Below are 8248 nucleotides of genomic sequence, written 5' to 3'. Positions count from 1 at the left end.
CGGCGCAGTTACTTTTGGCTACGGAGCTGAGGCTTGCTCCGGCACGGACTTTCACCGTGCGGGTAGAGCGCCATCATGGGCGCACGATTCCTGCTTGCGCAGGAATGACAACAACTTGCACTGTCATTCCCGCGAAAAAACAAGGGTGGCCCCGACAATTTTGTCGGGGTCGCGAAGCGACAAGAGGGTTGATCGGGACAGGCTGGTCAGATATGATGACCCCATGAAAAAACGGCTTATCCATGACCTTAAAGGTCATGCGCATTTTATCACGTTTTCCTGCTACAAGAAGCGCCGCCTTCTGAACGAACCACGATCCAGGCATATTATGGTTGCCAAGTTTTTTTCATCAACTCTTTTAGAGATGAACTAAAAGTATTTATTATGATATAGATAAGTCCTGAAACCGGCTTTGATAACCCTATGCCTTTCAAGGCATGTCATAAGGAGAAACCATTATGTCAATCATCAGTCTGAATGAGCCAGATAAAGAGCTATTGCTCATGGGGAATGAGGCCATGGCCCGGGGCGCCTTAGAGGCTGGAGTCAGCGTTGCCGCGGCCTACCCGGGGACGCCTTCCTCTGAGATCATTGCCAGCCTGGCGGAGGCGGCAGAGGATATGGGCATCTATGTGGAGTGGTCTGTAAATGAAAAGGTGGCGCTTGAAGTTGCTGCGGCCGCCTCTTTTTCCGGGCTTAGGGCGATCTGCGCCATGAAACAGAATGGGTTGAACGTGGCTTCCGATTTCTTGCTCAACCTGAATCTGATCGGCACGCAAGCAGGGCTTTTACTCGTCGTCTGCGATGACCCTTCGTCTCATTCAAGCTCCAACGAACAGGACTCGAGGCTGTTTTCAAAAATGGCGGACCTGCCTCTGCTCGAACCCGCGACCTTCCAGGAAGCCAAGGAGATGGTCAAGTGGGCCTTTACCCTCTCTGAAAGCATTGAAAATGTCTGCATGATGCGGGGCGTAACCCGGATTTCGCACGCCAGAGGCAATGTAATCCTGGGAGAACTGCCTCGCAGAAAAGCAAGGCCTTACTTTAATAAAGAAAAACAAAGGGTCACACACCCGGTGAACCAAAAGCATCCGCTTCTTCATGAAAGCCTGGATCGGCTTCGAGAGATTTTTAACGGCTCTCCCTTTAACCAGTATGCCGGGCCGGAAAAAGCTGAACTGATCATCATGACATGCGGGAGCGGCTGGCTGTATGCTCAGGAGGCCGTGGAGCTTACAGGCCTCGATGACATGGTCGGCATTCTTAAAATCGGCACCACCTGGCCTCTCCCTGAGAAGCTCATTTTAGAGTATCTCAAAAGAACGGAGAAGGTGCTGTTTGTCGAGGAGGTGGACCCCTTTTTAGAAGGAAACGTCAAGGAATTGGCTGCGGATTTTATGCGGCAGATCGGCCCTAAAACTTTCTTTGGAAAGAAGTCGCATCACATTCCGTTTTTCGGTGAGATGAATTCAGACCGGGTTGTGGATGCATTGACCCAAATATTTGATATGGAATATACTTTTGCCACTCCCGCCTATGAAGCCAGCGCGAAAAAAGCGGAAATGATGGTCCCGAATCGGGTCCTGGGATTCTGCCCTGGCTGTCCGCACCGGGCTTCATTATGGAGTATTAAAAGCGCGCTGGAGCTGGATGATCGGGAAGGTTTCGTGACCGGCGATATCGGGTGTTATGCCTTGGCGCGAAATACAGCGGGCTATGAGCTTTCAAAGACGAGCGGGGCCATGGGTACAGGCACCGGTCTGGCGTCTGGGTTTGGCAAGCTTTCCCGTTTTGGCTTCAGCCAGCCGATCATTTCACTTTGCGGTGATTCCACCTTTTTCCATGCGGCCCTGCCAGCCTTGACCAATGCCCACTTTAACAATTCAAATTTCATCATGGTCATTCTCGACAACAGCGCCACGGCCATGACCGGGTTTCAGCCTCACCCCGGGGTGGGAATAAATGCTATGGGTGAAACGGTCTTACCTGTGGAAATCGAAGGTGTCTGCCAGGCCCTTGAGGCAAAGGTCGAGGTTACAGACCCTTTTGACCTGGAAGGCACCAGGCAGAAACTGTTAGATATGCTGGAAGGTCCTGGCGGGGCCAAGGTTTTGATCATGCGCCGGAAATGCGCCCTTTTGCGTCTCAAAGAGGAAAAACCTCCCTACCGGATGCATATTGATGCGGAATTGTGTCTTGGCAAAGACTGCGGATGCAATCGTTTCTGTACCCGAACCTTCAAATGCCCGGGATTGATTGTGGATCAGGAAACGGGCAAGGCCAAGATTGATGAAGTTATCTGCGTGGGATGCGGCCTGTGCGCTGAAATATGTCCCACCGGCGCTATTGTCAGAGAGGAGACGGCTTGAATGAACGAAGTAAAAGATCCTTATAATCTTATTATCACAGGAGTCGGAGGGCAGGGAAACGTCCTTTCTTCTCAGCTCATCGGCCAGACCCTGGTGAACAAAGGCTTTTTTGTGACCATCGGCGAAACCTACGGCGCTTCACAGCGCGGCGGCGCGGTCATGAGTCATATCAGGATATCTAAAAAAAAGCAGCAAAGTCCGCTTATTCCAAGAAACAAAAGCGATGTCGTGGTGGCGCTGGAGCCGGTTGAGTCCCTCCGTGTCCTGGCGGCCTATGGTAACCCGGAGGTGGTCGTCCTCGTCAACACGCGTCCGATTTATCCGGTTGACGTTACAGCCGAAAAGGAAATCTACCCAAAAATGGAGGACATTAAAAAGGCCCTCGACGAGCTTTCAGGTCAGGTTTATTATATTGACGCCACAGAAAAGGCCATGCAGATGGGGTCCCCCATCCTGAGTAACATGATTATGATCGGGGCGCTTCTTGAACTTGAGCTTATCCCTTTATCTACTGCGAACTTCATTGAAACACTAGCCGCACGGTTCGATCAGAAGGGCCTGGAGGTCAATGTCTCCGCCCTGGAGGAAGGAAGAAAAGCGATCCAACTGGCCGGACATGGCTAGGGGGTAATGATATTTAGCCTTAAACCCTGGATTTGTACGCACAGGCTTCGGTTATCCGGAAAGATGTTTATCAAAGGGTTTTATAATATAGCGAGCGACGAACTGGGCAAGTAGAACCATGTGTTCCATTGCTGGCGCAATGATTTGAACAAAAGGTTATGGGGGTCTTGAGAAAGTATTTCCCGGTGGAATCAGGTCAGGAAGCAGAACTTCTTTCAAGTGGTGATCTTGTAATAGGATATCCCATATGGGGTTTCAATTTCAGAGGTTGCGTTGTCCGGGAAAAAGTCGGAAAAAACGTTGTATCCATCTTCGAGGAAGTCTTCCAAATCCTCTTTAACGTACAGAATTGAAACCTTCCTTCTTTTTTTAATGCTGTTTTTAAAATGGCTTCTTACCTCAAGTGAGAAAACCCTCCCTTCCACCACGACCTGGTAAGCCAACTCTTCCAGCGTCAGACGCCTTGCTTCTTCTAAATTGATTTTGACTTTCTCTGCAAATCCCATTATCGCTCCTCCTGAAAGGTCTTAATAAAAGGATTCGAAGATTTTTGCGGCAAAGTACACGTAAATCAAACACGCCGAAATTTTCCTGGAGGCATAATAAATTACGTGCTAGCCCAGGACTTATCCCTCTCCCATTGACCCGCCCAGCGGTCAAATCTATCATGAAAGCATAAAATCATGTTCCATTTACAATTATTTAAGCATTTTTATAATCTAATGTCAAGTAATTTATTTTAATTTAGTAAAATATTTATTAAATTATATTCTATGTGTTCAAAAGAATGCATTTTAATGAGGAACTGAGGCGGATTTTCTTAAGCCTGTCCGTTAAGAAGTCCCGGCTGTCTGGCGGCTGCTCAGTATAGAGCCCTGTGAAGGTCCCACCGTTTCTGGCCGGTCGGCTGGTGGAGTTGAATCCTGGCTGGCGGTGAGTGGCCCTTTCTTTGTTGGTTTCTCTATCATCGGCCGAGATAGAGAGAATTATTCAAATGAGGAGATTTAGGAAATATGGTGAAAATGAAAGGAGCGGGTATCTGAAGGGATAATCGGAAAGAAGTTCGAAGGCGGTGTCATCACAGGATTTATTGACAGATAAAGAAAAAAAGGCAGGCCTGCTGCCAGGCCCGCCTGAAGAATCCACGACAGTGAGGTGTGGTTATGTGTGGTTATGAGCTGAATTTTCTCCTCAGTCCTGCCAGTCCAAACAGGCCGGAGCCAAGGAGCAGGGCTGCGCCTGGAAGCGGGACTGGTGTATAAAGATTATCATTTGCGCAGCTTATGGCCCAGCCCAGGATGAAAGCCTCGTCCCCGATATCAACGTCAGTGGCATCCCAAGACCAGGACACAAACGTGGGGTTGTCATTGTATTCGATTCCTGTAAAGGCCACATCAGGGCTGCTTACTTCTCCTAAATAAGAATCAGCGTATAGCGGGTCCACTTCAATGGGGTGATTGTCTCTGATGGTGCCAGATCCGTCGAAATTATGAGAATAGATATAAAACCAACTATCGCTCAGATTAACAGTCGGGGTTACCTGGTATAATTTCCAGGTGGCTCCCTGATCATCAGGATCGCCGGTAATTTGATAGCTGCTCGCATAATTGCTGACGATGTAATCCCAGGTCTTATCCCCGCCCAGATCTATAAACAGGTCACCTTCATAGAGCCAGTCATATCTGGGGAGAATTTTTGTCATATTGATCGTCACGCCGGTGAGGCTCGAACCTGTAAAGGTGGCGGTCCCGTCGGTAATGTTGGGTATACCCCAGTGTTCCGTATTATTTATGGTGCTGGAGCTGCTGGGATAGCCAGGCCAGTAGTAAGGCCCGGTGTCCCCAAAACTTATGGTTGCTGCTTGAGCGGAACCCGCGAGAGCCAGACAAGTAATAAATAGCAATATAAATGTCATAACAAAAACTTTTTTCATGCTGCACCTCACAATAATATCGTTTCTCTGACGAACGTTTTTTCGATTGATATAGCAAACTTCTTTTATTTTAAGTTATTTTAGCCTGCTCATTAAAAGGGTGTCAATACGAAGATAGTATGGTTTATTAAATTTTTTATCTAGTAATAAAGTCCTAAATACAATGCTGTGACTAATACTTTTTTCCTAGTCCATAAGCGCTGAATGATATCTTTGATTTTTATAGAACACCCAAAAAGCAGCTTCCTGGACAATAATCCCATGGAATAAAATTTTCTTGACAATGAACAGGGAGTTGTTGATAATGACGAGTTAGATTGAAGCTATCTTGAAAGTAACTACGCTAAATAATTTAATAAATTAAAGTAAATAGCACTCGCTTCAGTGTTTTGGCCTCATCTGTCGAGGGCGGGTTGAAATGAAAAAGAGGAAATCCCGACTCTTTGAGACGGTGGTTGCTGGGTTTGAGAAGCATTACTTGAGCATTACTTGAAGGTGTAATCAGGTGAAAGCTAATACTGATAAATCCAAGGCTGTTCTGGAAGTCGAGGGTTTGCAAGTAAAATTCAAGACCCGCGACGGCATCGTGGAAGCCGTGCGAGGTATTTCTTTTAATCTTTATCCTAGTGAAAAGCTGGGCATAGTGGGTGAAAGTGGCTGCGGTAAATCAGTTACGGCCCTCTCCATTTTACGCCTGATCCAATGTCCGCCCGGGAACATCCACGCAAATCGGATAACATTCAATGGGACTGATCTGCTTCATTCCACTGAAAAGGAGATGAGGAAGGTTCGGGGAAACCATATCTCCATGATCTTTCAGGATCCCATGACCTCCCTGAACCCTGTTTTGACCATCGGGAAGCAGATGAGCGAGGTCATGGAATTGCATCTGGGCATTAAGGGGAAGGATCTGAAGAACCGATGCATTGAACTGCTTGATATGGTAGGAATTTCTGCTCCAGAAATGAGATTGAAATCATATCCTCATCAGTTGAGCGGCGGGATGAGGCAAAGGGTAATGATCGCCATGGCCATCTCCTGCCATCCCAGTATTCTCTTGGCTGATGAGCCGACTACGGCCTTGGATGTGACGATTCAGGACCAAATCCTCCGCCTTATTCTTTCTCTGGCCCGGGAGCTTCACATGGCTACGATCCTGATCACGCACAACTTCGGCGCTGTGGCTGGAACAACGGACCGCATCATTGTTATGTATGCAGGTGAGATTGTCGAGATGGCCTCGAACATGGAGCTCTTTCATAGCCCGATGCACCCTTACACGGTCGGTCTTCTTCAGTCCATACCCCGGGTCTATGAGGAGGAGCAAAGGAGATTATTTTCAATTAAAGGCCGGCTCCCCAGCCCGATCAATCTTCCGCAAGGTTGCTGCTACGCCCCAAGATGTGAATCCGCCATTGATACCTGTGCATCGCACAGCCCTCCTCTTGAAGAAAGGGGATCTGATCACTATGTCGCATGCTGGAAAGTTCAATGATGACTGTAAAAAATGAAGCAATTTTAAAAGTTAGCGGCCTGAAGGTCCATTTCCCCATAAAAGTAGGCACTCTGCCAGGTAAAAGTAAAATTCTGCTCATCAAGGCTGTTGACGGCGTTAGCTTCAACCTGGAAAAAGGCGAGACCCTCGGACTTGTGGGCGAGAGCGGATGCGGAAAATCAACCACGGCCAAAGGGGTGCTTCAGCTTCACCGGCCCACCGCAGGGGAAGTCGTCTTCCAGGACCAGGATCTCGTTAAGATAAAAGGCGAGACGCTCCGTAAAACACGGCGACACATGCAGATGATCTTCCAGGATCCTTACGCCTGCCTTAACCCCCGCATGACGGTGCGAAAGATTATTGAAGAGCCCATGTGGGTGCATGGAATCTATAAGAATTCCAAAGAAAGAAAGGAAAGAGCCGTCGAAATGATGGCCCTGGTTGGATTAAGCGCCTTATATGCCACCCGGTATCCCCATGAGTTCAGTGGAGGCCAGAGGCAGCGTATCGGTATCGCCCGTGCCCTGGCAGTCAGACCGGAATTCATCGTATGCGATGAGCCCGTATCCGCCCTGGACGTCAGCATCCAGGCTCAGATCATCAACCTCCTGGAGGATCTTCGGGAAAGGTTCAACATTTCCTATCTTTTCATCTCTCACGACCTCTCCGTGGTCAAGCATATCAGTCATCGGGTCGCAGTCATGTATCTGGGCGAAATCGTGGAATTTGCGGATAAAAAGGAGCTGTATGCCCAACCGATTCATCCATACACCCAGGCGTTGCTTTCGGCTCTTCCCATTCCAGACCCAGCTCTGGAGGCCAAAAGGACTGCCATTGCCCTTTCGGGTGAAATCCCCAGCCCCATTTTCCCTCCCCCTGGCTGTAAGTTTCACCCCCGCTGCTCCAGAAGCGATACGGTCTGCTCTGAGTCTCAGCCTGAGTTTTTAGAGACTTCACCTGGACATTATGTCGCTTGTCATCACGTCTAAGGACCGTGCAATATCCCCTGAGTGATCTTGATTCATGCTATCATCCTGCCTGTTTATACTTTAATAAAAACCTGCCACGCCTTCATTACTTTTTCACGAGAAGGGTGTCCAATCGTTTATTCCTGAAGAGGTCTTATATTGTCCCGACTATCGTTTTTTTTAAAAAGGGTGCACGAACAGAGAAATAATTATATAAAATGGCACGGAAAAATGCGATCAAAGAGGTTTATTAAAGGGAACAAGCTAGCCTGATTTTAGAATCAGAGAGGAGGAAGGCATGAGAATTTTATGGGATGAAGTAAAAGCAGAGGCCGTTCAATACCTCCAGGAATACCTCCAGATAAACACCGTCAACCCCCCGGGTCATGAGAAGCCGGCTGCGGAATTCTTATGTAAAATCCTGGAGGCTGAAGGCCTCGAGGTTGAAACTTACGCGGCTGATCCCGAACGCCCCAACCTTATCTGCCGGCTTGAAGGAGATGGCTCCAAGCCGGGACTGATCCTGCTTCACCACATGGATGTGGTGCCGGTGGAACCGGAGAACTGGAGCGTCAACCCATTCGGCGGCGAGATACGAGACGGTTTCCTCTGGGGCCGAGGCGCTCTGGATATGAAGAGCCTTGGCATTATGGAGATGATGGCCTTTCTGCTGGCGCACCGGCGTTCCCTGCCTTTACAGAGAGACCTCATTTACATAGCCGTTGCGGATGAGGAGACCGGAGGTAGGTTTGGAGCTGCATGGCTGGCCGAAAATCAGGCCGATAAATGCAGGGCCGAATACCTGCTCAACGAGGGCGGTAGCGGCTGGACGGCCGGCGGCCTGTCGGGATTCTTTTGC

7 protein-coding genes are annotated in these 8248 nt (G+C 48.7%); 5 read left to right on the top strand and 2 right to left on the bottom strand.

The genetic code is table 11. The features are described from left to right. Window positions 1-458: 458 nt before the first annotated feature. Both JRI95_15020 and JRI95_15015 read left to right on the top strand, forming a co-directional pair. Complete coding sequence (locus JRI95_15020) at window positions 459-2369, top strand: 4Fe-4S binding protein (GenBank protein ID MBW2062855.1); 1911 nt, start codon at window positions 459-461, stop codon at window positions 2367-2369. Continuing rightward, entirely contained in the window at window positions 2370-2993 is a 624-nt protein-coding gene (locus tag JRI95_15015; GenBank protein MBW2062854.1) for an indolepyruvate oxidoreductase subunit beta, read from the top strand. Window positions 2994-3208: 215 nt separating this feature from the next. Here JRI95_15015 and JRI95_15010 read toward each other — a convergent pair whose 3' ends face one another. Together JRI95_15010 and JRI95_15005 are read right to left on the bottom strand one after the other, a co-directional pair. After that, complete coding sequence (locus JRI95_15010) at window positions 3209-3499, bottom strand: hypothetical protein (protein MBW2062853.1); 291 nt, start codon at window positions 3497-3499, stop codon at window positions 3209-3211. 665 nt (window positions 3500-4164) lie between these two features. After that, entirely contained in the window at window positions 4165-4926 is a 762-nt protein-coding gene (locus JRI95_15005) for a hypothetical protein (GenBank protein MBW2062852.1), read from the bottom strand. A 505-nt stretch (window positions 4927-5431) separates the two neighbouring features. Here JRI95_15005 and JRI95_15000 point away from each other — a divergent pair. The 3 genes from JRI95_15000 to JRI95_14990 form a co-directional block, all read left to right on the top strand. Then, window positions 5432-6421 (top strand): ABC transporter ATP-binding protein, encoded by a 990-nt coding sequence (locus tag JRI95_15000; protein MBW2062851.1) that lies wholly within the window; start codon window positions 5432-5434, stop codon window positions 6419-6421. Continuing rightward, window positions 6421-7410: an ATP-binding cassette domain-containing protein gene (locus JRI95_14995; GenBank protein MBW2062850.1), complete on the top strand. Its 990-nt coding sequence runs from the start codon at window positions 6421-6423 to the stop codon at window positions 7408-7410. The genes JRI95_15000 and JRI95_14995 overlap by 1 nt, the downstream gene beginning before the upstream one ends. Before the next feature lie 277 nt (window positions 7411-7687). Further along, window positions 7688-8248, top strand: a 561-nt coding sequence (locus tag JRI95_14990) for a M20/M25/M40 family metallo-hydrolase (GenBank protein ID MBW2062849.1), incomplete at its 3' end; no start/stop codon positions are given.

It is taken from the genome of Deltaproteobacteria bacterium, assembly GCA_019308995.1.
Classification (GTDB): domain Bacteria; phylum Desulfobacterota; class Desulfarculia; order Adiutricales; family JAFDHD01; genus JAFDHD01.
This window is presented reverse-complemented; position numbering and strand designations above follow the sequence as displayed.

What these genes read in the sequence shown, in the direction of transcription:
- JRI95_15020 (MBW2062855.1), top strand. Translation starts at nt 459, where the DNA reads ATGTCAATCATCAGTCTGAATGAGCCAGATAAAGAGCTATTGCTCATG.
- JRI95_15015 (MBW2062854.1), top strand. Translation starts at nt 2,370, where the DNA reads ATGAACGAAGTAAAAGATCCTTATAATCTTATTATCACAGGAGTCGGA.
- JRI95_15010 (MBW2062853.1), bottom strand. Translation starts at nt 3,499, where the DNA reads ATGGGATTTGCAGAGAAAGTCAAAATCAATTTAGAAGAAGCAAGGCGT.
- JRI95_15005 (MBW2062852.1), bottom strand. Translation starts at nt 4,926, where the DNA reads ATGAAAAAAGTTTTTGTTATGACATTTATATTGCTATTTATTACTTGT.
- JRI95_14995 (MBW2062850.1), top strand. Translation starts at nt 6,421, where the DNA reads ATGACTGTAAAAAATGAAGCAATTTTAAAAGTTAGCGGCCTGAAGGTC.